Consider the following 26061-nt stretch of genomic DNA (forward strand, 5'->3'; position numbering starts at 1 on the left):
TCAATTCGCGACGGCCGACGCCCAGCGGACCGGACCGGCAACGATCGAATGGCTGGTCAGTTTACGCCCGAGGACCTGTTGGGCCTTGCGGGCGGCCTCGATGACCCGTTCCAGGTCCAGGCCGGTGTCGATGCCCATTTCGTGGAACATGCTGACCAGGTCCTCGGTCGAGATGTTTCCGGTGGACCCGGCGGGCACCGGGCATCCGCCCAGTTCGCCGAAGCTGGACTCGAAACTATCGCAGCCGGCCTCCAGTGCTGCGTAGGCGTTGGCCAGTCCCTGCCCGCGCGTGTTGTGGAAGTGCGCGGTGAGCTCGACGCCGGGGAGCCGTTCGGCCGCCGCCCGGAAGAACCGCGAGACGTAGGCGGGGTTTGCCATGCCCGTGGTGTCGCCGAAGCCGATCTCGGTCGCGCCGGCCTCGGCAAACTGCTCCGCGAGGTCAAGCACCCCGTCCATGGGGACCTTGCCTTCATAGGGGCACCCGAACGACGTGGCAATGACGGCGCAGAACTTCACGCCCTCTGCAACGACACGCCGGCCCATGCCCTTGACGTCTTCCATAGTTTCCTCAACCGTCCGGTTGATGTTGGCCTTGTTGTGGGATTGAGACGCGCTGACGAAGAGGGTCATGGCCTCGAACAGCCCCCGCACCTGCAGTGCGTTCTCCAGCCCCCGGCTGTTGGGGATCAGGACCATGCGCTCCACGTCGGCGGGCAGGTCAATGCCGCGCAGCACCTGCACCCCGTCCGAAAGCTGGGGAACCACATCCGGGCGGACGAAGCTGGCCACCTCGATGCGTTTGAAGCCGGCGTCGCCGAGGGCATTGATCAGCTCGATCTTGTCCCGCGTGGCGATGGTCTCCGGTTCGTTCTGGAAGCCGTCCCGGGGGCCGACCTCCCTGACCTTGACGACGCGGTGCTCCCCCGCGGTCCTGTTGTCCTGGCTCATACTGCCACCTCCTGTTGTCCGAGGGCCCTGGCGAGCCCGTCACGATGTTGTGGTGCCGCTATCCCTACCAGCCTGCGCGCGCGCTGTGCCATCGTGCAGCCGGTGAGCACCGCGGCGCCGTGCTCGGTGACGACGACATCCACATCTGCGCGCGAAGTGCTGACCAGCCCGCCGCGCAGGTTTGCCCGGATCGTCGACTCCCCACGGGCCTCGGAGCGCAGCGCGATGATCGACCGCGCCCCCGTCAGCGCGGCGGCGCCGCTGAAATCCGCCTGGCCGCCGATCGCGCCCAGGTGGACCGTGCCGGTATGTTCCGAGCCGATCTGCCCGAACAGGTCCACTTCGAGCGCGGAGTTGATGGAGACGAGTGAGCGGAGCCTGGAAAGTGTCGCCGGGTGGTGCGTGTAACTGGCCGGCCGGAACTCGATCGGCAGCGTGGCCAACTCTTCGTACAGGCGACGGGTCCCCATGGCCGCCCCGGTGACGGCCAGGCCTGCGTCGATCTCCTTGCGCGAGCCGTTGATCACGCCGCGCTCGATCAAGTCGAGGACGCCGTCGGTGATCAGGCCGCTGTGCAACCCCAGGTTCCGGTGGCCCCGGAGCGCCGTGAGGACTGCATGGGGCAGCGATCCGACACCGATCTGGATGGTGTCCCCGTCCTCGACGAACCCGGCCACGAGGGCCGCTATGGCGCAGTCGACGGCGTCGGGTTCGCGGGTGGAAACCTCTCGCAGGGGCCGGTCCACCTCCACGACGGCGGCGAAGCGTGACAACGCCAGCATGGGAGCCCCTGCCGTCACCGGCATTCGCGGGTTGACTTCGGCGATGAGGGTGCGGGTGTGCCGGACGGCGTCGGCCGCGTATTCAACCCCAATGCCCAGCGAAACCTCCCCGGCCGCGTTGGGTGCGGAGACTTGGAGCAGTCCGACGTCGTGCGGCAGCCGGCCCTCGGCGAACAGCCGCGGCAACGCGGAATAGTGGCTGGGGATCACCTCGAGCCGGCCGCTCTGGCTCAGCCGGCGCAGTTCCCCCAGGCCGCCGTAAGACTGGATGCGCAGGGACTCGGGCACGTCCGTGCCGAGCCGCGGATTCAGCGACAAACCGGAGAACGCCAGCAGCTCGCCGATCCCGCCCGCCTGGTCCAGCAACGCGTTAACCAGTGATTCAGGTTCGGCAGGGCCCTGGCCCCACCAGATCCCGTCGCCGTCGCGCAGGTGCTTCGAGAAATCGATCATGGCTAGATCCGCTGCACGAGTGTGGCCGTCCCGAGCCCGCCGCCACAACACATGGTCACGAGTCCCAGTTCCACGTCGCGGCGTTCCATCTCGGCGAGCAGGGTCCCGAAGAGCCGGGCCCCCGTGGCGCCGACGGGGTGTCCCATGGCAATGGCCCCGCCGTTGACGTTGACACGTTCCATGTCCGGCTTGAGCTCCTGTTCCCAGGCGAGCACCACCGAGCTGAACGCCTCGTTGATTTCGAACAGGTCGATATCGTTGATCGTCAGGCCGGTGCGCTCCAGAAGTTTCCTGGTTGCCGGGATCGGTCCGGTCAGCATGAGGATGGGGTCCACTCCCACCGTTGTCTGGTCCAGGACCCGGGCCCGCGGCGTGAGTCCGTACCGATCGGCCGCGGCCCGGGAAGCGAGCAGGACTCCCGCAGCACCGTCGCTGATCGGCGACGACGTGCCGGCGGTAATCCGGCCGTTCTCCGGCCGGAAGACCGTCTTCAGCCCGGCCAGGGTCTCCATGGACGTGCCCGGGCGGATGGTCTGGTCGGAGCGGCGCGTTTCGCCGTCCAGGAGGTACGGGATCATCTCGCGGTCAAACCGCCCTGCTTCCAGTGCCTCGGTTGCCAGCCGGTGGGAGCGGGTCGCGAATTCATCCATCTGCCCGCGGGTGATGCCCCACTTATCGGCGATCAGCTCCGCGCTCTCCCCCTGCGGCACGAAGTCGTAGCGCGCCCGGAGCTCCGCGGGCCACGGTTCCCCGTAGAGCTCGGAGATTTTGGCGGGGGAGTTCATCGGGACGTGGCCCATATGCTCCACGCCGCCGGCAATGGCAATGTCGTGGGTGCCGGAGGCAATGAGGGCAGCGGCCATTTCCACTGCCGTCTGCGCTGAGCCGCAGCGGCGGTCCAGGACGGTTGCCGGGACCTCCGCCGGGTAGCCGGCCTGGAGCCAGGCGTTGCGCCCGATGTTCCGGGATTGTTCGCCGAAGGGCGCGGTGCACCCGATGACCAGGTCCTCGACCGTTTCCGGTGCCACCCCGGTCCGCTCCAGCAACGCCGTGTACACGGTGCCGAGCATCTCGTTGGGATGGGTGTCGCGGTACCAGCCGCGTTCGGCATGGGACTTGCCCATTGGAGTGCGCAATGCCTCGACGATCAGGGCTTCGCGGCCGTGGGTAGTGAAGGGGCTGGACATCAGATCACCGTCCCGCCGTCAACGGGCAGGACCTGCCCGGTGATGTATGAGGCGGCATCTGAGGCGAAGAAGACAAACACGGGCGCGATCTCCTCGGCGTCGGCCCAGCGACCGAGCGCGATCCGCGCCAGCTGCTTTTCGGCCAGTTTCTCGTTGGTGCGGACCGTTTCGGTCATGCTGGTGGCCGCGAGCGGGGCCAGCGCGTTGACAGTGATCTGTTTCTTGGCTAGTTCGCGGGCGAGTGACTTCGTCAGGCCGATGACGCCTGCCTTCGCGGCGCCGTAATTGACCTGCCCGATGGTCCCGGTGAGGCCCGCGGCCGACGTCACGTTGATGATGCGACCTGTGCCGTCTTCCGGCATGTGGGGCAGGGCAGCCTGGCTGACGGTGAAGGTTCCGCCGACGTGGACGTCAAGGACAAAACGGAATTTCTCGGCGGTCATCTTCGGGAACATCGCAGGCGCTATGGCACCGGCGTTATTGACGACAATGTTGAGCACGCCTCCGTTGAGCCCGGCAGCCAGTGCTGCGGCTGCGGCTGCCTGCCCGGCGTCGCGCACGTCGAGGGCCGCGGCCTCCGCAACACCACCGTCCCCGACGATCTGGTCGGCCACTGCCTTGGCCGCGACTTCGTCGATGTCTGTGACGACGACTGCGGCTCCGGCGCGGCCAAAGGCGCGGGCCACGCTGGCCCCGATCCCGTTGCCCGCACCCGTAACGAGCGCGGACTTTCCGTTGAGGGTGAACATTAGTAGCTCCTTGGGAGGCCGAGGACGTGTGAGCCGAGGAAGTTCAGGATCATTTCCTGGCTGATGGGCGCAATCTTGGTGAGGCGGGCCTCGCGGAAGTACCGGGCCACATGGTATTCCTCGGCGTAGCCCATGCCGCCATGGGTCTGCAGCGCTCGGTCTGCGGCTTCGAAGCCTGCATCGGCGCACAGGTACTTGGCGGTGTTGGCCTCGCGGGCGCACGGCAGGCCGTTGTCGTACAGCCAGGTGGCCTTACGCAGCATCAGTTCAGCGGCGTCGAGCCGGGCCAGCGAATCGGCGAGCGGGAACTGGATGCCCTGGTTCATGCCAATGGGCCGGCCGAACACCTCGCGCTCGTTCCCGTACTGGACACCGGCGCGGAGGGCTGCGCGGCCGATGCCGAGGGCCTCGGCCGCGACCAGCATCCGCTCCGGGTTCAGCCCGTCGAGAATGTACTTGAACCCCTTGCCTTCCTCGCCGATCCGGTGTGCCGCCGGCACGCGGAGGTTGTCGATAAACAGTTCGTTGGAGGTCACCGCGTTCCGGCCCATCTTCTTGATCGGCCTGATGTCCACATGGTCGCGGTCCAGGTCCGTCAGGAAAAGGGTCAGCCCGTCGGTCTTCTTGTCGGAATCCTCGAACTTCGAGGTACGGGTCAAGAGGAGAATCTTCTCCGACTCCATGGCCTTGGAGATCCAGACCTTTCGCCCGTTGACGATGTAGTCGTCGCCGTCGCGCTTGGCGAAGGTGGTGATGCGGGTGGTGTCCAGGCCGGCGCCGGGCTCGGTCACCCCGAAGCACACGTGCAGATCGCCGCTGACGATGCGCGGCAGCGTTTCACGCTTCATTTCCTCGGAGCCGTGCACGATGACCGGGTGCATTCCGAAGATCGACAGGTGCATCGAACTTGCTGCGTTCATGCCGCCGCCGGAGGCGGCAACCTCTTCGAGCAGGAGGGAAGCCTCGGTGATGCCGAAGCCGTGGCCGCCGTATTCCTCCGGGGTCGTGATGCCCAGCCAGCCGCCTTCGGCGAAGGCCTGGTAGAACTCCGTGGGGAACTCGTGGTTGCTGTCTTTATCCATCCAGTACTGATTGTCGAACTTCGAGGCCAGCTCGGCGACGGCTTCCTTGATCGTCTGCTGGTCCTCGGTCAGTGCAAAGTCCATGTTCGGCCTCTCTGCTCGAAACGTAACCGCCTAGCTACGTCAACTTGGCCTAACCCTATCAAAGGTCAGACCGAATAGCACGAGCTCACCGCCCACGCCGCTGGCATTTCTTTCGATCGATCAGACCATTAGCGGAGGATGACCCTTCGTGGAAGAATATGAATTACTGATGACCAAGTTACTTGCCCCCACGAATCAACAGAGGACAGCAATGAGTATTACTGTAGAAGCCGCGGCACGGCCTGGCGCGAAGTCTTCGCTCTCCCGGCTGCATGTGCCCAAAGCGTCAGACGTCCTCGCTGACGACCTGCGGGAACGCATCCTGCGCGGCGATTTCCCGGAAGGCACGTCCCTGCCGGCGGAACGGGAACTCGTGGCCCAGACTTCCATGAGCCGGACCACGGTCCGAGAGGCCCTGCGCATCCTTGAGGTCCAGGGGCTCGTCAGCATCAGGACGGGCCGTTCCGGCGGCGCCTTTGTGTGCCGCCCTGGCAAGGAATCCGTGGCGAGCTCCGTAGGGCTGCTGATCCGCGGCCGCCGCGTGCGCCTGGCTGACCTGCTCGAAACCCGCGAAGCCATTGAGCCAGCCTGCGCCCGGCTGGCAGCCAAGCACCGCACCGAGACCGACCTGGAGGTGCTCGACCGGCTCAACGACGAAATCGTCGTCGACGACGGCGCCAGTCTCGCCAGCTTCCTCCAGACCAACGTGGACTGGCACGTCGCGGTCGCGATAGCCAGCCACAACGAACTGCTCTCCGGGATGATGATGGCACTCTCCCGTGCCATCTACGAGGCCACCGACAATCAGGGGTTCGTCGATGCCGCAGTGCGCGAAACGACTGCCCGCGCTCATCGCTCCGTCACCAAGGCCATCCGTGAGCACGACGGCGAGGCCGCCGTCCGGCGCATGACCCGTCACGTCCACTCCTATGCCGAAGCTGTCATCCAGGTTGAGGAACGCACCGAAATCCAACTGGCCGAACACTGATAACACAGGCAGCGACGGCCTCCGCCCCTCATTCCGGGGGCCAAGGCCGTCGCAGCATTATTCGTCGCAGCATTATTCTCAGGAGTCGGCGGGGACCGGGCTAGGACCCCGCACCGGTCATGCCAGAACCTCCTGCGCAATCTGCTCGCGCAGCACGTTCTTCTGGATCTTGCCGGTCGGAGTCGTCGGAAGCTCAGGAACGACGACCAGCCGCTCCGGCACCTTCTGGATGGCAAGCCCTTGGTCGAGCAGGTACCGGCTTATGTCCTCCAGGGTCAGTGGGGCGCAGCCGTGCTCGGGGACCAGGAAGCAGCAGGCGCGCTCCCCCATCGTCGGGTCCGGCATGGCCACAACGGCCACTCCTGCCACGGCTGGGTGCGCAATGAGGAGGTCCTCGATTTGACGGACACTGATGTTCAGGCCGCCTCGGATAACGATGTCCTTCAACCGGCCGGTCACCCGGACATAGCCGTCGGCGTCCATGCGCCCCAGGTCGCCGGAGCGGGAGAACCCGTCGTCCGTAAACACGGCACGGTCCTCCTCGGGCAGGCCGATGTACTCGAGCAGGTGCATCGAACCGTTGTAGGCAATGTCCCCCTCCTCGCCGCGGGGAAGCTCCCGGCCGTCGGCATCGATGATCCGCACTTGCTGCCCGCGCAATGCCCGGCCATCGGTCGTGACGGCACGACTCGGCGGATCGTCGATGTCACACATCGTCGTCGTGACGTTTTCCGTCCGGCCGTAGAGGCTGATGATTTTCATCGCCGGCATGGCTGTCCGCGCCTGCTCCACAAGCGAGGCGGGGATTGGCGCCCCGGCCAGGGTCCAGACACGCATGCTGCTGGCATCATGCCTGGCCGGGTCATAGACAGAGAGCACCGTCTGCAGAAAGGTGGATGCGTTCACGGTTGCCGTGCACCGAAATTTCTCAATGTGCCGCAGCCCCTCTTCGGGATCCCACCGCTCCATGATGTGTGTCCCCGCGCCGCAGATCAGCGGAAGGATGATGCCGGTGACGAGACCAGTCGTGTGGGTCACCGGGCTGGGTCCAAACTGCACGTCCTCGGCGGTGTAGCGGTAAGCCTCGCCCTGTAGGCGCGCACTGCAGGCCAAGGTGTTGAAGGTGTGCAGACAGCCCTTCGCTTTCGACGTGGTTCCTGAACTGAAGACGATGGCGAAGGCGTCATCCGGGCCACCCTCAGGACCGATTTCCCGTTCCAGTTCCCCGGGATCGGCGTCCGCGTCCACCAGCACGTCCTGGTAGGTGAGGGCGCCCTGGTGGCCGCCCCCCCACGCACGGTGATGACGGTATCCAGTGCCTCGCGCTCATGCTGGAACGCAAGGAACATGTCGACGTGGTCGAAGCCGCGTTACTCCTCCACGGTGAAAACCGCCCTGACCCCCGCAGTTTCCAGGATGTGTCCCACCTCGTGGGTGCGGTAGATGGGCTGAATGGGCACGATGATCGCGCCCAGCCTGGAGATTGCCATCGCGATTGGGGCGAACTCGGCCCAGCTGGGGATCTGGACGGCCACGGAGTCTCCTGCCCGGAGGCCCCGGCGGTGCAGGCCTGCGGCGAGACGCAACGCCTCGTGGCGCACCTGGCTGAACGTGTAGCCGGTGGCCGAGTCGGTGATGAAAACCTTGTCCCCCCGCAGCGCGGCCTGCTTCTCCAACTCACCGAACATGGTCAGGTCTGTCCACAGGCCCTCGCAGTGGAACCTGTCGACCTCCTCTTGGGTGTAGCGATCCAGAACGGTGGCAAACGCCATGACCTCTCCTTTGAGTCGGCGGACTGCGGCACGTGCTCCGCAGCTCTTAGCTAGACGTTACAATTTTTGGACTAAATAAACAATGGGTCTGACCATTTAGGCGTCATTTACCGGCCCAGACCGGTTTGCGCTTCTCGGAAAAGGCCGCCACGCCCTCTTTTATGTCCTCCGCGGCGAAGGCAAGGGCCAATTGGCTCCGCAGGTAGCGCAGTGCGTCCTCCAGGGGCATATCGCGCGTCGCATCGAGCGCGTCCTTGCCCAGGCGCATGAGCAGCGGCGAGCGCGAGGCCAGCCGGTCGGTCACCCGCTGCAGTTCCGCCTCGAAGTCTGCGGCGGGCACCACGGAGTTCACGATATCCAGGCGCTTCGCCTCCTGGGCACTGATCAGTTCGCCCATCATCATCAGTTCATTGGCCTTGGAGCGGGGCACGCTGCGGTAGATCAGCGCGGAAATCATGAAGGGGAAGACCCCCACATTGATCTCGGGGCAACCGAACCGGGCGCCGTCGGTGGCGATAATCAGATCGCAGGCGAGCGCAATTCCAAAGGCGCCGGCAAGCACGTCCCCCTCGGCGGCGCACACGATGGGCTTACCCAGCCCGCCCAGCAGGCGGTAGAGCCGGGGAAATCGGTCAAGCCCCGCGTACTTGGCCAGCAGGGGCCCGTCGTCAGCAAACGCCTTGAGGTTGCCGCCACTGGAGAACACCTTGGGGTCACCGGAACGCAGGACCACCACCCGGACTGCTTCGTCGTCCCGGGCCCGCTCCAGGGCGCCGAGCAGCTCGTCGACCAGCGCATCGCTCAGCGCGTTGCGGGTTGCGGGGTCGTCCAGCACGATGCTGGCCACCCCGCGATCATCGACGTCGTAGTTCACCTTGTCACCGGTCATTCCGATCTCCTTGTGTGTGTTGTGTGAAGTGTGGCCAGGCGCGCAGCCCTAGCGGTGCAGCAGGACAATCCGCCCGAATCCCGTTCCGGCTTCGAGACGTTCGTGCGCGGCTGCGGCGTCCCCGAGGCCGTAGCTAGCGTCGATGACCGCGGGCGCGACCCGGTGCTGCTGAATAAAGGACAGCAACCCAGACATGTCGGCCGGGCTTCCGAGGGTGGTGCCAATGAGCTCGTACTGCCCGAAGTAAAAGGGCCGGATCGGCAACTCGGCCTGCTCCGCGGCCGAGGCACCAAGGACGACGCAGCGGCCACCGGGTCTGAGGCAGCTAACGGACTCCTCCCACCGCCCCACGGAATCCAGGACGAGGTCGAACCCGCGGCCCTCCGGGGTCAGCGATCGAGCGTGCTCCACCCAGTCCGGGGCTGTGTGGTCCACACCCGCCACGGCGCCCAGGCCGCGTGAGGCGTAGATCTTCTCCGGGGAGCCGGACGTGACGACAACGCGGACACCGGCCGCGGAAGCGAGGGACACGGCCGTGGTTGCAACGCCGCCGCCGGCCCCGAGCACCAGCAGTGATTCCCCGGCCGCAAGCCGCCCGCGGCTGAAAAGACCGCGGTAGACGGTCACGCCCACGAGGGAAAAAACCGCAGCCTCGGCCAGTCCCAATCCAGCGGGCCAGGGCATCACGCATTCGGCAGGGACGGCTATGCGCTCGGCATAGGTTCCCTGGCAGTGGTCCCCCACGATCTCCCATCCCGGTTCGGGCGCGGCGTCGCGGCCGCCCCAGAACATCGTGGGCAGGATGATGACCTTTTCCCCGGTGTCGCGGCGGACACCCGCCCCCTCCGCTCCGGGAACGTGCGGCAATGGGGACTTGTAGTTGCCGCGGCGCACCAGGGTATCGTGCCAGTTCAGCCCGCTGGCGTGCAGGTCAACAGCCACCCACCCCCCAGGGACCTCAGGTTCGGGGTATTCCTCGAGACCCAGGACGTCCGGGCCGCCATACTGCCTCATCACCACTGCCTGCACGCGTGCTCCCTCGATCGATGCCATCCACTATTGGTCCTACCATTAGCAGGTTAGCCCACGAGGCGCCTCGGAGCGAGGGTGTGGCGAATATACGTGGCTCACTTGGGTAACGATCGTTATCAGCGTGCTACGCTCAGCCTCGTGGGAAGAGAACAAACCATCTTGCAGGCGGCTGCGGATGCCTTCTACGAAAAAGGGTTTCATGGCGTAAGCGTCGACGAACTGGGCCGGCGTGCCGGGCTCAGCGGCCCCGCCCTGTATCGATCCTTTTCGGGGAAGGACGAGATCCTGGCCTGCCTCCTCAATGAGGCCATGGATGAGCTGATGAGCGCGACCGTCCCGGTTCACGAGGATGCAGCGCTGGACCTTGACCGGGCCATCCGGCATCATATCGACTTCGCGCTTCGGAAGAGTTCCCTGGTTAACCTCTACCAGCGGGAAGTCCGTTCACTCGTTGACCCGTGGAAACGGCCGTTTCACCGCCGACGGCAGCTGTACTGCGAGCGTTGGGATGAGCTCTTCCTGCGCCGGTCCCCTCACCTCGACGAGGCGACCGCGGCGGTCGCCACACAAACGACCCTGGGAACCATCTTCTCCATCCCCTACTGGCCCGGCCGGCTCCAGCGCTCCGGGGATGTGACCGGACAGCTGTTGGCCCTGCTGGCCCACGGTCACGCCTCGCTGGACGCCGGGCGCGCCCCCGTTCCGCCCGCCTAGCGCCGCGGTTGCCGGCGGCGCCCCGAACCCCACTTACGAAGGAGATCCGCATGCGAGCAGTCGTCATCGAAGAACTCAACGGTCCCGGAGCAGCACGCATCAGGGACGTTCCCGAGCCGGAGGGGGCCCACCCGCGGGCGGGCGGCCGGCGCGTGCTGGTAGACGTGCACGCCGTCGGGCTCTCCTTCATCGACCCGTTACAGACCCGTGGAGCCTACCAATCCGGCGTCGCCGCTCCTTACATCGCCGGCAGCGAGTTGTCCGGCGTCGTGCTCGAAGCGCCCGGGGACGCACTGGTGCAGCCCGGTGACCGGGTGGCAGGGATCGTCTGGCAGGGTGCCATGGCGGACCGGGCCCTCGCGCTGGACGACTACCTCGTCAAACTGCCGAACCACATCAGCTTCGCCGAGGGCGCCGGAATCTACATGAACTATTCAACGGGCTGGTACGCGCTGGAAAGCGCCCGGCTCCGGGCCGGGGACACGGTCCTGGTCCAGGGTGCCGCGGGCGGCGTCGGCACCGCCATCCTGGATTTGGCTCCGGCGTTCGGCGTCAAGACGATCGCCATCGTTTCCTCCGCGGAGAAGGCAGCACTGGCGGCCGCCTGCGGGGCGGACCATGTGCTGCGCAGTGACGAGGACTGGCTCGACGGCGTCAAGGCAATCACGCAGGGACGCGGCGTGGAGGCCTTCATTGACATGGTGGGAGGCGACCGCTTCCTGGACACGGTCCGATCGCTGGCCATTGGCGGGCGAGGCATCATCGTCGGCTTTGCCGGCGGCAGCATCCCGGAGATCAAGGTCAACCGTCTGCTGCTGCGCAACCTCACGCTCACCGGCATAGCGATGGATGTGATGGAGCGGGAACATCCCGGCACGCTCCTGCGGGTGCGCCAGGGGGTCCAGGCCCTGCTGAATGCCGGAAAACTGCATCCGGCCGTCGAACAGCGATACGCCCTGGAACAGGCCTCCGAGGCCCTTGCCTCCCTGGAGAATCGGACGGCGCTGGGCAAGGTCGTCGTCGACGTCAAGCCCGCATAGCTGCCGCGGGGCGCACCGGGCAGTGAAACGCTCGGTGGTGTTGCCGAGGGTGTTGAAGGCCTCCGGCGGATTACCGGAGGCCTTCAACACAGCATCACAACGCCGAGGCACCCAACTGGGTCAGCTTGCCCGCTACGTCGGCGCGCAGCAGGTGCTTCTGAAGCTTGCCGGTCGCCGTAGTGGGCAACTGGTCCACGATTTCCAGCCGCTCGGGAAACTTCTGGACGGGCATGCCACGTGAACGCAGGAACGTTGTCAGTTCATCCAGGAGGGGCGGCTCGCCCGGTTGAGCTGGAACGATATAGGCGCATGCCTTCTCCCCGAGCCGGTCGTCCGGCATCGCCACGACTGCCACCCCGTCCACGGCGGGGTGCTCAAGCAATTGGTCCTCGATTTCGCGGGCACTGATGTTCATGCCCCCACGGATAATGATGTCCTTGACCCGGCCGGTCACACGCACGTAGCCAGCCTCGTCCATACGGCCCAGGTCGCCGGACAGCGAGAACCCTTCGGGAGTGAACAGCGCCTCCGTTTCGGCTTCGTTGGCCCAGTAGCCGAGCATGTGGCTTGGACCACGGTATGCGATGTCGCCTTCCTCCCCCCGGGGAACCTCCTGGCCTAGCGCATCGACGATCTTGACTTCCGAGAGTCCGGTGGCGCGGCCATCGGAGTGGACGGCCCGCTCGGGACCGTCTTCCAGGGTGCACAGGGTTGTCGCCAGGTTTTCCGAGCGCCCGTAGAGGCTCAGCGTCCTGCACCCGGGCAGCACCTCGCCGGCCCTGCGGACAATGGAGCCGGGGATCGGGGCCCCGGCGCAGACCCACAGGCGCAGGGAGCCCGCATCGTCCTTCGCGGGGTCGAAGGCGCCCATGAGCATCTGCAGGAACGGCGTGGCTGTTACTGCCGCCGTGATCTTGTGCTGCTGGATCCTGCGCACCGCATCCTGCGGGTCCCAGACCTCCATGAAGTGGGATGAGGCGCCTGTCAACACAGGGATCAAGACACTGGTCACCAGACCCGTGCTGTGAGTGATCGGCGAGGGGCCGAACTGGACGTCGTCCTCGGTGTACCCCAAATCACGGACCATCTTCACCGCACTGGAACGCACGGTATTCAGGGTGTGGTAGCAGCCTTTGGGCCGCGAGGTCGTGCCCGAGGTGTAGACGATCTCGAACGGATCGTCCGGTGAGCTGTCGGGCCCGGCCTCGGCTTCAAGCTCCGCAATACCGCCCTCGGCCAAGATTTCGCCGAACGGTGTCGCGGCCTTACGGTCCAGGGACTCGTCGGGGCGCACCGCAATGATGTGGCGCAGGGACGGGGTCCTGTCACGTAGCGACTGGAACATGTCCACATAGCCGAACCCACGGAATTCATGGGCCGTGATCGCCAGGACAGCTCCGGAGTTCTCCAAAACGTAACCCACGTCCCCTGCCCGGTATATCGGCATGACGGGCACCACGACGGCACCGATGCGCGAAGTCGCCGCCGCAATCACCGGGAACTCGGTCCAGTTCGGCAACTGGGCCACCACGCGGTCACCCTTGCCGACGCCGAGGCGCTTCAGCCCGACGGCAAGGCGCAGGGTCTTCTCTCGGAACTCCGAATAGGTCAGCGACGTGGTGCTGTCAAACACATAGGTCTTCCCGGGGCGCACGCGTGCCTGCTCAGTCAGTTGCTCGTAAAAGCTTTCGCGCATCCATTCGCCGTCCGCGTAGTACTGCTCCACTTGTTGCGGCGAGAAACGATCATGGACCGTCAGCGTCGTTGCGGACATGCTAGCTCCCTTATGGTCTGATAATTAAATGATAGTGCCACAACCCTATGCCCTCCCGCACTGTCTGGCATATAGTTTTCAGTAGTCGATTTTTGGTCTAACAGTTTGCTAATAAGACCGCTATGCTAGTCACGGAGGCCTATATCGAACTCGGAGAGGGGACACGGATGAGCCGCTCCGAGCCGAGGCCCCGGGCCCCGTGGACTCCTGCCCTCCTGATTTCATTGGCAGCGGTCCTGTTGCTCACCCTCAGCCTGCGCACGGCCATGGCGTCGGTGTCGCCGATCGCCGACTTCATAGACCGGGACATCGGCTTGGAAGGCGCACGCCTGGGGTTGCTGGGCATGGCACCAGCCGTGGCCTTCGCGGCCGCAGGACTGTTCAGCGCGGCCTTCTCCCGGCGGGTCGGCCTGGAAACGGCCCTCCTGCTCTCCGCCGTGATGATGTCTGCGGCCCATCTCATGCGTGCCCTCGCCCCGGATTTCGGTGGCTTTTTGACCGCGACCCTTGTCATCTTGTTGGCTGCAGGTATTGGCGGAATTCTGCTCCCGCCCTACATCAAAATGCTGTTTGGCCAGCGCGCTGCCGCCGTTGCCTCGGCCTACGTCTGCGTGATCTCCCTGGGCACCGCGCTCCCGCCGATCGTCGCGGTGCCGGTCGCCGAGGCTGCGGGATGGCGCGCCAGCCTCAACGTATGGACGCTGATCGCGGCCTGCGCCGCCCTCCCTTGGGCCGTGGCCTGGTTCATCTCCCGCCGCCGGACAGCAACCACCGTGGGCGGGGCGCCACCGGCGCAGCGGCGTGCTCGATGCTCCGTCCGCCGTGCCGGCCCCGGACTGCGCCGCAACGGGCCTGTCGGACACCCCGTCGTCGGCCACACACAGCTACGACCCGAACCTCGACAAGATAGGCAAACTATGAGCAATCACAGCCAGGAAAAAATCGTACTGCTGGAGGGTGCCCGCACCCCGATCGGCAGCTTCGGCGGGGTCTTCAAGGATGTCCCGGGCTACGCGCTGGGCGCAATTGCCAGCCGTGGCGCGCTAGCCAACGCCGGCGTTGCGGCCTCGGAGATCGACGAGGTAGTCATGGGCTGCATCGGGCAGGTCGGTGCGGACGCCTACAACGCGCGCCGCGTTGCCGTCGCCGCCGGACTGCCCCACCATGTCCCCGCTTATACGGTCAACCGGCTGTGCGGCAGCGGCCTGCAGGCCATCTGGTCCGCGGCCATGCAGATGCGCTGGGGAGGAGTCGATTTTGCCCTGGCAGGTGGTAACGAATCCATGACCCGTATGCCCTTCTACGACTTCGGTGCACGCAGCGGGTACAAGCTCGGGGACCGGGCCCTGATCGACGGGACCGTCGCCATCCTCACCGACCCGTTCCACGGCATCCAAATGGGCGTCACCGCGGAAAAGGTCGCCACGAAGTACGGGGTCTCACGCAGCGAGCAGGACGAATTTGCCCTGGAGTCCCAACGCCGGGCGGCCAGCGCAGCGGCCCTGGCCGCCTTTGCCGAGGAGATCGTGCCGGTCGAGGTCGGCGGGCGCAAGCCCTTCACGGTCGACACCGACGAGCACCCCAAGCCCGCCACCACTCTGGAGGCCCTGGGCCGGCTCCGTCCGGCTTTTGCAGAGGGCGGTTCGGTGACCGCCGGCAATTCCTCGGGAATCAACGACGGTGGCGCCGCGGTGGTGCTCGCCCGCGAATCCGTGGCAGCGGAGCGCGGCCTTACCGGTTTGGTCACACTCGAGGCCGTGGCGACAGCTGCCATGGAACCCGAGCTCATGGGCTACGCCCCGGTGCTGGCCCTGCAGAAGCTGTTCGCGCAGACCGGCACGGGCCCGGCGGACATCGACGTGATCGAACTCAACGAGGCCTTTGCCTCCCAGGCGGTCGCCGTCATCCGCGATGCGAAGCTCGACCCCCGCAAGACCAACCCCTACGGTGGAGCGATCGCCCTGGGCCATCCCGTGGGCGCCACCGGCGCGATCCTGTCCCTGCGTGTGGCCAAGGACCTGGTCCGGCGGGACCTGGAATTGGGCATCGTCACCATGTGCATCGGTGGAGGCCAGGCCCTCGCCGCCCTCTTCCGTCGCCATGCATAGTGGTGCTGCGTTAAGTGCTTGGGGAGACATTGGTCAAGCCCCGGGTTTTGTGGAGACGTTCTTAGTTGGAAAGCGAGAGTAGCTCGGGCGCAGGGTGGCCGGCGTGGGGTTGCTCGAATTCAACCGTGCGACCGGCAACAGGGATAGGTTGCATGGCGCGGGAGGTGAAAGTGGAGGACCTCGACGCGCGGGAAGTCTGGGCGATCATCGCCGACGTCGACATGAGCTGGCCCGATTGGTGGCCACACTGCAGCTTCGCCGCGCCCCTCACACGTACCGAGGCATTGAGCAGCTCGCAGGCAGACATCCTCACAGCAACCACCGCCTACCTCAACTTCAAGGCGGCGTTAGGCTACACCCTCACTCCAAGCAAGCCGCAGCCCAACTGGGCCACTCTGGTACGGCAATTACAGAGAAGCACTACATCGCCAAGGCCAACGAATCACCAGATCTCACGGACACCCTCCAAAAGTTTTGCAAAGAGCCGCCATCCGGTCCGGAACGCATGTCCAGATGAACGCCAACAGACGTCGAGGCGTCGACTCCTGCGTCAAGACGGCAGTCCGCCCAGCCCAACCCAACGTTCGAAAGCGTGTGGTTTCCGTGTGGCTGGCCCCACATGAGGCATGAGAAAAGCCCTCCACCCCCACGTTTCCGCAGGTCGGAGGGCCTTCTCTGTGGAGCTAAGGAGATTCGAACTCCTGACCTCTTCGATGCGAACGAAGCGCTCTACCAACTGAGCTATAGCCCCTGGTCAACCGTGGGTTGCCAGTGTCCCTAGGCTACAAACTATTTTCGCGCTTCGCCAACCAAGACTCGAACGTGTCTGTTCCCGTCCGCTGGCTTGGCACCAAATTCAGTCCGTTCCGAAGATATTTGCCCATCGCTCCCGGCAACGGCACCTCCACGATCCGCCCGGCATGTCCCGGAGCTTCTCGCCAGATCTCAGCGAGTTCACGCATGGTCCGGATGTCCGGTCCGCCGATGGTTCGTGTCCGGTGCCGCTCCGGGGACGGCGCCGCCAGCGCCTCCGAAAGCAACTCGGACGCCACATCCGACGGTGAAATCGTTTGAAAGCGTGCGCCCTTGAAGATCGGTATGAGGCGAACTTTCGCCCCGGCCTGGAACACTGCCGCCACGAGGCTGTGGAATTGGGTAGCCCGCACAACCACTGTCTCAAGCGCCGAATTCGCGTAGACCCGTTCTTTCCGGGCTTTGGAGACATAGAATGCCGCGTCGCTCTTGTCGCAGTTGATGATCGAGAGGAGAACCGCCTCGCGGACGCCGGCACCGGCCGCTGCGGCGAGCAGTCGCGAGCCGCCGTCGGCGAAATTCTTGCGGGCCTTCCCGAACCGCCCTTCCAAGCAATCAATCACGACGTCGGCCCCCCGCAGGGCTTCCGCCAGCCCGGCGCCTGTGGTGACGTCAGCCTGAAAGTAGCGGGCGCCGTCGTGATGGACCGGCGACGCGCCCGACGGCGGGCGGCGGCTCAGGACCGTCACGTCCAGTCCGGCGTCGAGCGCCAGACGGACGACTTCACGGCCGACTTGTCCCGTGCCCCCTGCGACGCAGACCGTAGTCAAGGGAGGCTATGCCCGGCGGCGCTGCAAAACGTCGTCGAGGTTGCTGAGGGCGCTCTGAGGCTTGCCGTGCTGCGTCTGGACCGACGGGCCCGTGGAAGGCGCGCTGGCCGGCTTCAACGACGGTTTGCCGAGGGGTTTGGGAGCCTCAGGCAGGTCGAGGGGTTCGGGTGCCGGCCGGGGCGCCTTGGCGGCGTCGACATATGTTGGTTTGGGAACGTCCACCGGCTGCCATTCAGATTCCTTGGATTCCGCCGTAAACCGGACCGTGTTGTCGCCAGCGGCGACGGCAACGTTGAGGGCCGCCTGCCGAAGTTCGACGGCGGTCAGGCGCGTCGCCTCATGGGCGTGGGCTTCCGCGTCGAAGATCTTGGTATCCGGGCGGTCCGATGCCGGAGGACTCACGCGGGGACTCTCGACTGTGTGACCCATTGCGCTGCGGAAGGCCCTGTTCATCTTCGCCCGGCGGTCCCTGATGGCCAACTGGCGAAGCAGGAAGACGGTCCCGGCCACGCCGACGATGGACACCAGTGGCAGCCAACCCGAAACGAGGCCAAGAATGCGCAGCACACCGGAAACGGCTGCCGTGAGCAGCAGGAGGAAACCGGCGAGAGCAAGAGCGCACCGGCCGTATCTGACTTTGAAGACCGCTGTATCCGATGCAGCATCACGCCGTTCGCCGGCGTCGGCCGATGCCTCGGGCAATGCGGTTGCGGTGCTCTGCATGGTTTCCATTGCTTTCTCCTGCCGAGGGGTGATTGACAGAACCACCCCGGCTTGCAGTTCATGAGCGTCTTCGTCGATAACATCCGCTGGAATGTCACCGGCCACTTGGATGTGGTGGCCATGATTCCGCAGTATGTATGGCGCAACCCAAACAATCCACAGCGCGACAGCAATGACCAATATCACCGAGCTGCTGAGAGGGAAGTCCACAATCAAAACCGTAGAAGCAAATACGCAGAGGCCACCGCATTGCCCGCGGTGTGTCGTCGGAGAGTCGGCAAATCAGTGGATTTACCGACTCTCTTCACCCAAACGGACTAGTTTGCTCCGCGTCTCAGCCAAGCAGCCAGCAAGCCCCCGGGGACCTCCTCCGAAGTCAACGCAAAGCTTCGATGGTCGGCCCACTCTCCGTTGATGTGGAGGAAACGCTCACGGCGGCCTTCGTCCCGGAATCCCAGCTTCTCAACAACCCGCAGGCTCGGCCCGTTCTCGGGCCTGATGTTGATCTCCATCCGGTGCAGTCCGAGTGCCCCAAAACAATGGTCAGTCGCCATGGCAACCGCAGTTGGAGCAATTCCGCGACCGGCCCGAGCCTGGTCGACCCAATAGCCAAGCGTGGCAGTCATCGCCGACCCCCACATAATCGAGGAAACCGTCAGCTGCCCGACGATCCTGGGCTCCGCGAACCCTGGAGTGCGCTCCGTGATCACAAACGGAAGGGCACTCGCTTGACGAGCCTGCGCGTTAAGGGAAGCCACCATCTGCCGGTAGTTCGGTAGTCGGCCACCAGGTGCGGGGTTCGAGGCTTCCCAAGGCGCCAGCCAATCACTATTGCGCGAGCGGACCTCGGTCCATTCCTTCTTGTCCCGGTAGCGGATGGGACGCAAGATGAGGTCCCCGCTCTCCAGCGTCACCGGCCAAATGGCCGATCCCCACACGGGACCTACTTGCTGAGGCCGGCAGCAAAGCCCGGCAGCCACTCACGCAGACCGGGACCGAGGTCTTCGCTGTCGCACGCCAGCTGGACGCAGGCTTTGAGGTAGCTGAGCTTGTCCCCGGTATCGTAACGACGGCCGCGGAAGACCACTCCGTAGACGCCGCGACCTTCGCCCTGTCCTGCCGCGAGTACCTGAAGTGCATCCGTCAGTTGGATCTCTCCTCCGCGGCCCGGCTCGGTTTTCTCGAGGACGTCGAATACGGCGGGGTGAAGCACGTAGCGGCCAATCACGGCCAGGTTGGATGGAGCCTCGTCTGCGGCTGGCTTTTCCACAAGCTGCTTGATCCGGACGTAACCGTCTTCACCCATATCCTCGATATCCGCACAGCCATAGGCACTGATCTGGGAGGGGTCGACTTCGATGAGGGCAATAACGGATCCACCGGTTTTGTGCTGGACCTCGATCATGTCGCTGAGGAGCGTGTCCCGGGCGTCGATGAGGTCGTCACCGAGAAGAACCGCGAATGGTTCGTACCCGACGTGCTGCTTTGCTCGCAGCACTGCGTGCCCCAGCCCCTTGGGGTCGCCCTGGCGGACGTAGTGAATGTCGCCGAGGTTGCTGGTCGCCTGCACCGAGTCCAGCTTAGTCGTGTCTCCCTTGGCCTCCAGAGTCGCTTCCAAAGCCGGAACCCGGTCGAAGTGATCTTCCAACGCACGCTTGTTGCGGCCTGTGATCATAAGGATGTCGTTGAGTCCCACGCTCACGGCTTCTTCGACAACATATTGGATGGCCGGCTTGTCGACTACCGGGAGCATCTCTTTGGGCATGGCTTTTGTCGCAGGCAGAAACCGGGTGCCGAGCCCGGCAACAGGGATCACGGCCTTGCGGACGGCGCAGTTATTGGAAGTCACCGGACTAATCTAACGGAAGGAACTGGACAATGGGCAAAAGGGAACGTGCTGGACTGGAGAGAATCCACCGCTCTTTCGCCATCTTCGGAGCCGCACAGCCGCGAGAACTGGAGCAAAAGTGACTTTGAAAGACGATATCCGCCGGGACTGCCGCAAGCGCCGGCTCGCCTTGACCGGACAACAGCGTGCTGACGCTGGAACCGGGATCGCCCGCCACGGCCTCTCGTGGGCGGATGGGGTTGCCCGGGGGAAACCCTCGACTTTTGCGGCCTATGTCGGGGTGGCTGCAGAGCCGCCAACGCTGCCCTTGCTTGCGGCGCTCCATGCCGCCGGGCACAGGATCCTTCTTCCCGTCTGTGAACCGGAACGACGTCTGAGCTGGGTCTATTGGATACCAGAGACGCCATTTGTCCGCTCGAAGTACGCCCCGATTGATGAGCCCGTGGGCGAGCGATTCGACAGCGACGTCATCAAGGATGCGGCTGGGATCTTCCTCCCGGCCACCGCCGTCGATGGAGGCGGAAACCGTATCGGTCAAGGGGGCGGCTACTACGACCGGCTCCTCGACAAGCTCGACGCCGACGGGCAGCGTCCGCCGACTGTCGCCGTTGTATATGACCACGAAGTGCTGCCCGCGGGGACGATCCCGGCCGAACCGTTCGACAAACCCGTGGCGGAGGCGCTGACCCCATATCGGATCGTCCGGCTGGCTCCGGTCGATTGATCGGGGGTTTCCGGCCTGTTTACTCGGTCACGTTCAGTGGTAGCGGCCCCGGCTCCGGATGATAGAATTAGCACTCAGGCCCCGGGACTGCTAATGGACGGAACAATCCGCCTTGGCAGCCCAGGACCTGTAGTTCGTCCCGGAGGAGGATCACAAGTGCCCACATATGCCTATGCCTGCAAAGACTGCGGACATGCCTTTGACATCGTTCAGGCTTTCACGGACACCTCCCTGTCCGACTGCCCTGAATGCGGGGGCTCGTTGCGCAAGAAGTTCAACAGCGTGGGCGTCGTCTTCAAGGGATCGGGTTTCTACCGCACGGACTCCCGGGACTCCAAAGGAAGCACCGTTTCGGCCGCTCCAGCCCCAGCTGCGTCTCCGGCTCCAGCCTCGGTTCCGGCGGCTGCCGCGAGCTGAGTGCGGTTTCCGACTGCCCTCGGTTTTTCCACATAGCTCACCGATTTCCACATAGCGCAACCGGGCCCTGCCACGGGCCCGGGCGTCCGGTTAGCGTGGGCCCATGCCCGCAACCCCGAACGTATCCAAAGGCTCCACGTCTGCCGGACCTTCCTCGATTCCGCGCAACAGGCTCCTCGTGCCGGTCGACGGGGTCAGCACCCGCCGTCTTCACGCCGGTCCCTTCAAGGCTGGCCGGCGCCTGTGCGCTCCCGCGGGACACTCCAGGCCCCGCAGCTTCGGCAGCTGGCTAAACCGCAACCGCCGCCTAGCAGTGGCTCTGCTCCTATGCGTGGCGGTCGGGATCATCGTGCATCAACTGACTCCCCCTTCGGAGCAACGAGCCACGGTCCTGGCCGCCGCGCGGGATCTTCCTGCCGGGTCCACTTTGACGGATTCCGACCTCAAGCCACTCGACGTCCTTCCTGACGGAGTTCCGGCCGGCGCACTCACTTCCGGGGCTGGATATGGCGGGAAGCAGCTTGCCTCGCCCCTGAGGAAGGGGCAGATCCCCACAGACGCCCAACTCCTGGGACCGGGTCTGCTGACCGGTACCGCGCCCGCGACGGCGGTCGTTCCACTTCGCATGGCCGATCCCGCTTCAATTCAGCTCATCTCGCCGGGCCAGTTGGTCAACGTTGTTCTCACCGCAGCTGACGGATTTGGCGGGCCTGACAAGAAATCCGAGCTCCTGGCAGCTACGGTCCCGGTTTTGTGGACGTCCGCGCAAGGAGGCAAAGCCGGCCAATGGTTGGGCACGAACGAGGCGGACGGCCTTGTGGTTGTAGCTGCCACCCCGCAACAGGCCGAAATCCTCGCCGGAGCTTCGACCCGCGGGAAACTGTTCTTTGTACTCGTCAATCCCTCTGACAAACGGCAGATCCAGACCCAGGCCGGATAGTCACGACCATGATGGAACGTTCAGCCCCAGTGCGGGGGCCTTTGCTCCTTCAGCCAGGCATCGTGGTCGTAGCCAGGCTCATCACCCCAGCGGCGTGGATCATCTTCGGAGGCCTTCTTGGGCAGAATGCTCTCTCCCACATGCTTCCGCTCCGGCGCAGGCTTCACTTGTGTTTTCTCCTGCTCGCCCAACTTTGTGTCATCGCCTACTGCGTCGGAACCGGTGTCCGCGGAGTGCCTGGATTGAGTGCTTTTGCTTTCCGCCATTGCGCTTCCTTAGGGGATGGCCGGTCCCGAGCCAAGGCCTTGCGTACCGCCAAGGCCTTGCGTACCGCCAAGGCCGCCCGCGGCCTGATCCGGGTGACCGTCCAGTTCCAATTGTTCAACATCGATGTCCAGGAATCCATCCTGGACGGCACCGTACGAGGGTGCTACCGGCTTCTCCAGTCCCAGATAGGATCCGATGCGATCAGCGCAGGACGAGGGATCCGTGAATACTTCGATGGTCCACAGGGACATGTAACGCCAGCCAAGGCGTTCCAGGAGCTGGGGCCGGAGCCGGCTGCGCTCCCGGACGCTCATCCGGCGGTATCGTTCCGTGCCATCCGACTCGATGGCCACCGGTGTTGGCATCTCGGTGTCATCACGGCCTATGGTGTGCACCGGATCTGCCGCGACGGCGATGTCCAAGGCTCCGTCATAGTGGTGCCACACCCGGGCTCCACGGGCACGGAGTCGCTCACCCAGATCCGCTACCAACGGATCCTCTCCGAGCGCTTGCTCGCTGGCCGCGGCCCTGGTGGCTGGTGTTCCCAGATCCGAATTCCCGGACAGTTCACGGTCAAGGAGTTCATGGAACTCAACGGCGCCGTGAGCCAACCTGTCCAGATCGAGGTCCTCCGGACGGAAGCAGCTTAGGACGTGCAACGATCTCCGGGCGCGGGTCATTGCCAAGGCAAACTTGTTTCGGCCGCCTTCGACGGACAGGGGTCCGAAACTGTGCAGCGCCCGGCCATGCGGAGTGCGCCCAAACCCCAGGGAGAAGATGATGTGGTCGCGGACAAGTCCTTGCGCGCGCTCCAAATCCACCACGCGGAAGGACTCTGCACCGGCGTTGAAGAAACCCGACAACAGCGGATAGTTAGGAAGCTGGAGCCTGATGGCTTCGCCGATCCTCGCCGCGTGGCGCAGGCTTGCGGTGACCACGGCGAGCGAGGTCCGCGGCCTAAGGCTGGCGTGTTCAAACACCAGATCAACCACGCGGTTCACTTCAGCAGCGACCGATTCAACACCTTCGTGATCCGCCCCGGGCAGGCCGGTACCATCCGGAATGTACTCAACTACTACCGAGCGGTCCAACCCTGTTACAGATTGGCCGTCCGGCAGCCGGCGCAGGCCACCGTTGTAGTAGTTCTTGCTCAGCTGGAGCAAGAGATCTTCGTCAATCGCCCGGTACACCCAGTTCAACTGCCACGTGGGCAGGACCCGGGCCAAGGCACTGAAAGCACTGTCTACGGTCTCTTGGCTGGCGGCACCGGCCATGGGAGGTTCCACGGCAACACTGAAGGTGCGGGCATTGGCGATCTTCGAGTCGCCAAAGGCAACCACTTGCCGGGCCCGGGCGATCGCCGGCAGCACGGCCTGCAAAGATGTGCTCTCAGCGTCGAGAATCACCACCGCATCGAACTTCTGCTCTGCAGGCAAGAGGCCGGTCAGCAAGTACGGACTGATGGACCACACGGGAACCAAGCGGGAAACAAGGGCTGGCGCCTGGGCGCTGAGCGCCGAGAGGGTGACGCGGCCGTCCTTGATCAGGTTCCTCAGGAGCTCAGATTGGCGGGGATGTTCAGCGATTCCAGCACGCCACATTTCGGCGAGTTTCCAGCGCAGCCGGGCGGCTCCGCTGGCGATGTGCGCGTGGTCCGCGAGGCGGTACTCCGCTTCGAGACGGCGGAGGGAATCGCCGTCGGACATGGCGAGGTAGTCGTCACCGCTGATCATCGCCTCCAGGGCGGACTGCCACCAGGCAAGGTCCAGTTCCGCGGCAACGGATTCAGCAGGCACTTCGCGTTCAGCCAAGTCAGCGAGAAGCTCGGCGAGTCCATGCTCGCGCATATTCTCCACCAGAAGCGTGCGCTCCGGGAGCGTTTCCAGGGTTCCCGTGTCGGCCACAAGGCGCTCAAGACGCTGCATGAGATCTTCGTAGCGGGTCGCGTGGAGGTCGCCGCCGCCGGCAGTGTGTTTCAGGAAATCGCCCAGACGGCGGAGATCCCGGTCCAGTTCGCGGTAGCTGGCGCCCAGGTCCGCCAGCCCGGAGGGCACTGCCGGATGGCGCTGTGTGGTCGCGTACTCTGCCCACAGTGCCCGCTGTTCCTGAACGAGCACCAAGGAGCTGTGCAGATCCGCAATGTGGACACCGGGCCGGACGTACTCCTTTGCCACGCGACGCAAGCGGGAGCGCTGCATCGAGGGCATCTCCACTGCCCGCTCACGACGCCAGGCGGAGGTGGCGGTCGCCGAAATCAGATCGTGGACTGGCCGGTCAAAAATATCCGGGGTGAATTTGTCCAGGCTTTCCCGCACCGCCATCAAAAGCTCAAGCTGGGCGCCCCATTCTGCGAAGTTCGCCCCAAGCCGGATTTCGGAGTGCTCCGCAACCTGGTTCATCCGCTCCCGCAACCGGGGAAGCTGTTCGGCGGCACTGCTGGCCAGTTGCTGGGCTTCCTCCGTCTCCTTGCGGGTGACCAGGCGTGCCCCGTACCAGGGGCTCGACGTCGATGCACGGCTGAAGCTGCCAAGCTCGGCAGCGCGTCGGAGTCTTTCAGCCAGCTCAGCGCGGTCTTTGATATTGTCCAGCACGCTGCGCTTCAAGCGCACGGTCGTGGCCGGGGCAGGCTGGATCGAGGTCAGCTCCGCGAGCGACTGCATTGCCTGATAGGGCGAGCATCCCCAGCGCTGGCGTACATTGTGCAAAGACGCGACATGGTCCATGAGGGCATGGCGGTGCTCGGTCAGGGTCTTGTGGAGATTCGCAAGTTGCGGCTCCAGCGACTTTTCGTTGCGGATGATCGCGCTGACCAGCTGGCCCTTGAGCTGCTGGGGCGTGGCACCGTTGCCCGGCCTGAACAGCATCGATTCAAGGCCCAGGGCTTCAAAATGGGCCGCCAGACCGTTGAGGCTCGCCCGCCGGTCGCCCACGACAAGCACCGATTTTCCCTCATTGACGAGGGCGCCGATGGCATTGATCGCCGTCTGGGTCTGGCCGCTGCCTGGCGGGGTGCTCACCACCAGCGAATCGCCTGCCCGCACGGCATCCACCACGTACTGCTGATCCGGGTCCGCATCCAGGAGCAGCGACTCTTCGGCGGGGTCGCGCTCGTCGAGGTTCGGGAACCGTCCGGACTTGATGGGTTCGGGTTCCACATCCCCGCCGTTGGCCGCTTCGAACAGGGAGGCCACGACGCTGCTGTTCTCGTTGATCCAGGGGTCTTCCAAGTTCCCGGACAGATCCGCCAACGTCGTGATGAGGAGATTGGGGGTTACCTCGGCACCGTGGATCGGTTGCACCAACGTGGCCAGTCGGTCAAGTACCGGCTGTGGATCAAGGCGCGCGGTGTTGTACGCCATACGGCTCACGGCGTTGACGTCAAAGACAATGCCATGGACTGTCTTCAAGTGCCGGACCAACGCGGGGTTGATGCCCGCCTGCTCGGTGAGTTGCAGCTCGTAGTCATCTTCGCCCGGCCGCGCCGTGAGTGAGATGGCGGCCAACATAACAGGGGCTGAGACTCGTTGGGGTTTTCCTCCGACCGCCGACGTCCACACGACCGTGCCGCAGGACAGATAACCGGCGTCGATCCCCCGGTCGTTTCCCAATTCGAAAATCTTGGAGCGAAGGTTCCTGGCGGCACGCGCGGCAACAAGATACTGCTGGCGATCCCGGATCAGGGTGGAAAGCCGGGTTCGACGCCCGGCGAGGAGCTGTGCCAAGCCTGAGGGGTGGCCGTTGCTCAGGTCTATCGACCCTTCCGGCGTCTTGACGAAACGCAGCATCGTGTCTGCACCAGTCACGGGCTTGAGCCCGGACAGCCATTTCCGGAGCTCCAGGGAGCTCTCTTCGTGGCTTTGACCTACTGACACCGCTGCCTTCTTTTCTGTGATAGCTCGAGACGACTTGGACCAAATCGGCATACTTTCGAGGGTAGCGGGAATCGACCGGCAGTC

General features: G+C 64.9%; 21 protein-coding genes, 1 tRNA gene and 1 pseudogene. 7 read left to right on the forward strand and 16 right to left on the reverse strand.

What is annotated here, in order from left to right:
• The 5 genes from AB0323_RS15715 to AB0323_RS15735 are packed head-to-tail and all read right to left on the reverse strand — an operon-like array spanning position 1 to position 5285.
• A complete protein-coding gene (locus tag AB0323_RS15715; protein WP_366178148.1) occupies positions 1 to 948 on the reverse strand; it encodes a hydroxymethylglutaryl-CoA lyase in 948 nt (315 codons plus the stop codon).
• Entirely contained in the window at positions 945 to 2183 is a 1239-nt protein-coding gene (locus AB0323_RS15720; protein WP_366178149.1) for an acetyl-CoA hydrolase/transferase C-terminal domain-containing protein, read from the reverse strand. Before AB0323_RS15720 ends, AB0323_RS15715 begins: the two co-directional genes overlap by 4 nt.
• A 2-nt stretch (positions 2184 to 2185) precedes the next feature.
• On the reverse strand, positions 2186 to 3370 hold the full coding sequence (locus tag AB0323_RS15725) for a thiolase family protein (RefSeq protein WP_366178150.1): 1185 nt from the start codon (positions 3368 to 3370) through the stop codon (positions 2186 to 2188).
• Entirely contained in the window at positions 3370 to 4119 is a 750-nt protein-coding gene (locus AB0323_RS15730) for an SDR family NAD(P)-dependent oxidoreductase (RefSeq protein ID WP_366178151.1), read from the reverse strand. The genes AB0323_RS15725 and AB0323_RS15730 overlap by 1 nt, the downstream gene beginning before the upstream one ends.
• Complete coding sequence (locus AB0323_RS15735) at positions 4119 to 5285, reverse strand: acyl-CoA dehydrogenase family protein (RefSeq protein ID WP_366178152.1); 1167 nt, start codon at positions 5283 to 5285, stop codon at positions 4119 to 4121. The genes AB0323_RS15730 and AB0323_RS15735 overlap by 1 nt, the downstream gene beginning before the upstream one ends.
• 211 nt (positions 5286 to 5496) lie before the next feature.
• On the opposite strand from AB0323_RS15735, the gene AB0323_RS15740 reads away from it, so the two are divergent.
• Complete coding sequence (locus AB0323_RS15740) at positions 5497 to 6273, forward strand: FCD domain-containing protein (RefSeq protein ID WP_366178153.1); 777 nt, start codon at positions 5497 to 5499, stop codon at positions 6271 to 6273.
• Positions 6274 to 6390: 117 nt separating this feature from the next.
• On the opposite strand, the gene AB0323_RS15745 is transcribed toward AB0323_RS15740, so the two are convergent.
• The 4 genes from AB0323_RS15745 to AB0323_RS15760 form a co-directional block, all read right to left on the reverse strand.
• Positions 6391 to 7521, reverse strand: coding sequence for an AMP-binding protein (locus AB0323_RS15745; RefSeq protein ID WP_366178154.1), 1131 nt, complete (start codon positions 7519 to 7521; stop codon positions 6391 to 6393).
• Between the two features lie 122 nt (positions 7522 to 7643).
• Positions 7644 to 8045 (reverse strand): AMP-binding protein, encoded by a 402-nt coding sequence (locus AB0323_RS15750; protein WP_366178155.1) that lies wholly within the window; start codon positions 8043 to 8045, stop codon positions 7644 to 7646.
• 103 nt (positions 8046 to 8148) lie between these two features.
• Entirely contained in the window at positions 8149 to 8934 is a 786-nt protein-coding gene (locus AB0323_RS15755; RefSeq protein WP_366178156.1) for an enoyl-CoA hydratase/isomerase family protein, read from the reverse strand.
• A gap of 48 nt (positions 8935 to 8982) precedes the next feature.
• Complete coding sequence (locus AB0323_RS15760) at positions 8983 to 9987, reverse strand: zinc-binding dehydrogenase (protein WP_366178157.1); 1005 nt, start codon at positions 9985 to 9987, stop codon at positions 8983 to 8985.
• 117 nt (positions 9988 to 10104) lie between these two features.
• On the opposite strand from AB0323_RS15760, the gene AB0323_RS15765 reads away from it, so the two are divergent.
• Both AB0323_RS15765 and AB0323_RS15770 read left to right on the forward strand, forming a co-directional pair.
• Positions 10105 to 10680 carry a helix-turn-helix domain-containing protein gene (locus AB0323_RS15765; protein ID WP_366178158.1) on the forward strand — a complete coding sequence of 192 codons (576 nt, stop codon included), beginning with the start codon at positions 10105 to 10107 and terminating at the stop codon, positions 10678 to 10680.
• A 50-nt stretch (positions 10681 to 10730) separates the two neighbouring features.
• A complete protein-coding gene (locus AB0323_RS15770; protein WP_366178159.1) occupies positions 10731 to 11720 on the forward strand; it encodes an NADPH:quinone oxidoreductase family protein in 990 nt (329 codons plus the stop codon).
• 94 nt (positions 11721 to 11814) lie between these two features.
• On the opposite strand, the gene AB0323_RS15775 is transcribed toward AB0323_RS15770, so the two are convergent.
• Positions 11815 to 13494: an AMP-binding protein gene (locus AB0323_RS15775; protein ID WP_366178160.1), complete on the reverse strand. Its 1680-nt coding sequence runs from the start codon at positions 13492 to 13494 to the stop codon at positions 11815 to 11817.
• Between the two features lie 167 nt (positions 13495 to 13661).
• On the opposite strand from AB0323_RS15775, the gene AB0323_RS15780 reads away from it, so the two are divergent.
• Positions 13662 to 15602 (forward strand): acetyl-CoA C-acyltransferase, encoded by a 1941-nt coding sequence (locus AB0323_RS15780; RefSeq protein ID WP_366178161.1) that lies wholly within the window; start codon positions 13662 to 13664, stop codon positions 15600 to 15602.
• A 678-nt stretch (positions 15603 to 16280) separates the two neighbouring features.
• Here AB0323_RS15780 and AB0323_RS15785 read toward each other — a convergent pair.
• From AB0323_RS15785 to galU, 5 genes are all read right to left on the reverse strand, one after another.
• Positions 16281 to 16353: transfer RNA gene (locus tag AB0323_RS15785), tRNA-Ala, on the reverse strand.
• Positions 16354 to 16384: 31 nt separating this feature from the next.
• Complete coding sequence (locus AB0323_RS15790; protein ID WP_366178162.1) at positions 16385 to 17185, reverse strand: NAD(P)H-binding protein; 801 nt, start codon at positions 17183 to 17185, stop codon at positions 16385 to 16387.
• A 6-nt stretch (positions 17186 to 17191) separates the two neighbouring features.
• A complete protein-coding gene (locus tag AB0323_RS15795) occupies positions 17192 to 17917 on the reverse strand; it encodes a hypothetical protein (protein ID WP_366178163.1) in 726 nt (241 codons plus the stop codon).
• Between the two features lie 308 nt (positions 17918 to 18225).
• The gene (locus tag AB0323_RS15800) at positions 18226 to 18846 is read right to left on the reverse strand and encodes a GNAT family protein (RefSeq protein ID WP_364534886.1); all 621 of its coding nucleotides are present in this window, start codon (positions 18844 to 18846) and stop codon (positions 18226 to 18228) included.
• Positions 18847 to 18851: 5 nt separating this feature from the next.
• Entirely contained in the window at positions 18852 to 19757 is a 906-nt protein-coding gene (gene galU / locus AB0323_RS15805) for a UTP--glucose-1-phosphate uridylyltransferase GalU (protein ID WP_366178164.1), read from the reverse strand.
• Positions 19758 to 19875: 118 nt separating this feature from the next.
• Here galU and AB0323_RS15810 point away from each other — a divergent pair, with 118 nt between their 5' ends.
• The 3 genes from AB0323_RS15810 (at position 19876) to AB0323_RS15820 (ending at position 21838) form a co-directional block, all read left to right on the forward strand.
• Complete coding sequence (locus AB0323_RS15810; protein WP_366178165.1) at positions 19876 to 20481, forward strand: 5-formyltetrahydrofolate cyclo-ligase; 606 nt, start codon at positions 19876 to 19878, stop codon at positions 20479 to 20481.
• A gap of 156 nt (positions 20482 to 20637) precedes the next feature.
• Complete coding sequence (locus AB0323_RS15815) at positions 20638 to 20898, forward strand: FmdB family zinc ribbon protein (RefSeq protein ID WP_366178166.1); 261 nt, start codon at positions 20638 to 20640, stop codon at positions 20896 to 20898.
• A gap of 103 nt (positions 20899 to 21001) precedes the next feature.
• Positions 21002 to 21838, forward strand: coding sequence for an RcpC/CpaB family pilus assembly protein (locus tag AB0323_RS15820; RefSeq protein ID WP_366178167.1), 837 nt, complete (start codon positions 21002 to 21004; stop codon positions 21836 to 21838).
• Positions 21839 to 21858: 20 nt separating this feature from the next.
• On the opposite strand, the pseudogene AB0323_RS15825 reads toward AB0323_RS15820, so the two are convergent.
• Positions 21859 to 26028: pseudogene (locus AB0323_RS15825) on the reverse strand (AAA family ATPase).
• Positions 26029 to 26061: the final 33 nt, after the last annotated feature.

Source organism: Arthrobacter sp. NPDC080031 (assembly GCF_040702485.1).
Taxonomy (GTDB): Bacteria; Actinomycetota; Actinomycetes; order Actinomycetales; family Micrococcaceae; genus Arthrobacter.

Bases quoted from the DNA above. Each gene is read 5' to 3' on its own strand.
- AB0323_RS15795 (WP_366178163.1), bottom strand. From the start codon at position 17,917: ATGGAAACCATGCAGAGCACCGCAACCGCATTGCCCGAGGCATCGGCC.
- AB0323_RS15760 (WP_366178157.1), bottom strand. From the start codon at position 9,987: ATGGCATCGATCGAGGGAGCACGCGTGCAGGCAGTGGTGATGAGGCAG.
- AB0323_RS15730 (WP_366178151.1), bottom strand. From the start codon at position 4,119: ATGTTCACCCTCAACGGAAAGTCCGCGCTCGTTACGGGTGCGGGCAAC.
- AB0323_RS15780 (WP_366178161.1), top strand. From the start codon at position 13,662: ATGAGCCGCTCCGAGCCGAGGCCCCGGGCCCCGTGGACTCCTGCCCTC.
- AB0323_RS15725 (WP_366178150.1), bottom strand. From the start codon at position 3,370: ATGTCCAGCCCCTTCACTACCCACGGCCGCGAAGCCCTGATCGTCGAG.
- AB0323_RS15750 (WP_366178155.1), bottom strand. From the start codon at position 8,045: ATGGCGTTTGCCACCGTTCTGGATCGCTACACCCAAGAGGAGGTCGAC.
- AB0323_RS15770 (WP_366178159.1), top strand. From the start codon at position 10,731: ATGCGAGCAGTCGTCATCGAAGAACTCAACGGTCCCGGAGCAGCACGC.
- AB0323_RS15735 (WP_366178152.1), bottom strand. From the start codon at position 5,285: ATGGACTTTGCACTGACCGAGGACCAGCAGACGATCAAGGAAGCCGTC.
- AB0323_RS15820 (WP_366178167.1), top strand. From the start codon at position 21,002: ATGCCCGCAACCCCGAACGTATCCAAAGGCTCCACGTCTGCCGGACCT.
- AB0323_RS15755 (WP_366178156.1), bottom strand. From the start codon at position 8,934: ATGACCGGTGACAAGGTGAACTACGACGTCGATGATCGCGGGGTGGCC.
- AB0323_RS15715 (WP_366178148.1), bottom strand. From the start codon at position 948: ATGAGCCAGGACAACAGGACCGCGGGGGAGCACCGCGTCGTCAAGGTC.
- AB0323_RS15775 (WP_366178160.1), bottom strand. From the start codon at position 13,494: ATGTCCGCAACGACGCTGACGGTCCATGATCGTTTCTCGCCGCAACAA.
- AB0323_RS15740 (WP_366178153.1), top strand. From the start codon at position 5,497: ATGAGTATTACTGTAGAAGCCGCGGCACGGCCTGGCGCGAAGTCTTCG.
- AB0323_RS15720 (WP_366178149.1), bottom strand. From the start codon at position 2,183: ATGATCGATTTCTCGAAGCACCTGCGCGACGGCGACGGGATCTGGTGG.